We start from the raw sequence: 1,612 nt of genomic DNA on the forward strand, positions 1-1,612 counted from the left end.
GCCCGCTCTTCCCGGGCACCTTCCTTCTCATCATCCTGAAAGAGCATCGGTGCCAGTCGCCGCCGCATATGCCACTCCACGTAGAGCGCCAGCATGCACAGGAACACATGCGCCCTTACATGGGTCGCGGTATAGACATGGATGGGACGGATCGCGAGGTCCGACTTGGCCATGCGGAATGCCCGCTCCACCGTGGATAAACGCTTGTACGCATCCACCGCCGCTTCCGCTCCGATGGCACCAGCACCCAGGCTGGTGCGCACCACCCAGATACCATCGAGCCTGGCCTCACCGGCAATCCTCTCTTCACTCCGGGCCCAGACCATCTCCCCATCGGTGACGGTGATGTCGAAATGCCTCTCCACATTCTTCCGGTTTGCCTTCCGGCCGATCGCCTTCCAGGTGCGGGCGCGACCCGCCGCACCTGGCTTGCCGCGACCATGGGCGGCGGCAATGCCGGCCAGCACCTCCTCGGTGGCCACAAGGAGTTCCTCCCGCTTGCGGGCCCGCTCGGCCCGCAATCTCGGATTGAGACAGACCATCAGCCGCTCGCCGGGAAAGTCCGGAGAGGCGATCTCGGCCACTGCATCCGGAACCAGCGCCTCGGGCACCAGCACCGGCGGGGCACCCCTGGCCAGCTTGCGAATGTCCTGGCTCCTGAGGGCCGAGATCCAGTCCAGCCCGGCAGGGGCCAGATCCTCCCGGATCCGTGCCGTGGTGATCATCCCCCGGTCACCTGCCAGCGCCACCTTCTCGATGCCGAAGCGGGCCTGGATCTTCTGCACCTGGCTGGCCAGCGTCTGTGGATCGGCGGTATTGCCCGAAAAGACCTCGATCGCCACCGGGCAGCCATCTTCTGCACAGAGGAGCCCGTAGGTGATCTGCCTCTTGCCGCGCTTGCCATCGCGGCTATGGCCGAATTCGGCCAGGGGGCATTGCTTCCCCTCCATGTACGAGGATGAGACATCGTAGAGGATGAGCGTCCCGCCCGAGAGATGCCGCCGGGCCAGGGACCGCTCGATCCAGGGTTGGCGGGCCACCAGCCAGTCCAGCATCTCCAGCATCTCGTTGCCGCTGACCTCGCCGAGATCCAGCATTGCCCCGAGAGAACTGGTCGCAGTCCCGCCCGAGAGCTGCCTGGCCGTGGCCAGTTTCGAGGATGGCGAGATGATCCTGGCGGCAATGGCGGCCAGGGCCAGATCGCGCATGCGGCTCCGGCTGCGATGCAGGATGCGCTCGAGGCCCAGATGACGGGCCATGCCCAACACAGCTGCCACAGCCCCATGTGGCAGCGCACGGCGGATCGAGACCGCATCATCGATGGCAGAATACACCACCCCGCCCTTGAGCCAGGCCCGGACCGCATCGACCAGGCCCGGCGGTGCCTTCGACAAATTGACCAGCGTTCTGCGGCGGATGCGCTTCCCCTCGCGCCAGGCCTCGCGCAACAGGATGGCCGGCGGCGATGAACGGTTGGGTATGACGTCGACGCTGAGGGCCATATCGACCATCCTTACATGGCAACAACACTATCCACTTACATACAGTATATAAACAATATAATCAACACTAAATGTGGACAAACATGGCAACATATATCCAGGACAGATTC

Annotated in this window: 1 protein-coding gene; it reads right to left on the reverse strand. The window is 64.0% G+C overall.

Annotation, left to right across the window (positions count from 1 at the left end; all coding sequences use genetic code 11):
- Positions 1–1,502, reverse strand: a 1,502-nt coding sequence (locus ACOOGG_RS00215; protein ID WP_420431079.1) for an IS1634 family transposase, incomplete at its 3' end; no start/stop codon positions are given.
- Between the last annotated feature and the right edge of the window lie 110 nt (positions 1,503–1,612).

Source organism: Candidatus Poriferisocius sp., assembly GCF_965214065.1.
Lineage (GTDB): Bacteria > Actinomycetota > Acidimicrobiia > Acidimicrobiales > Bin134 > Poriferisocius.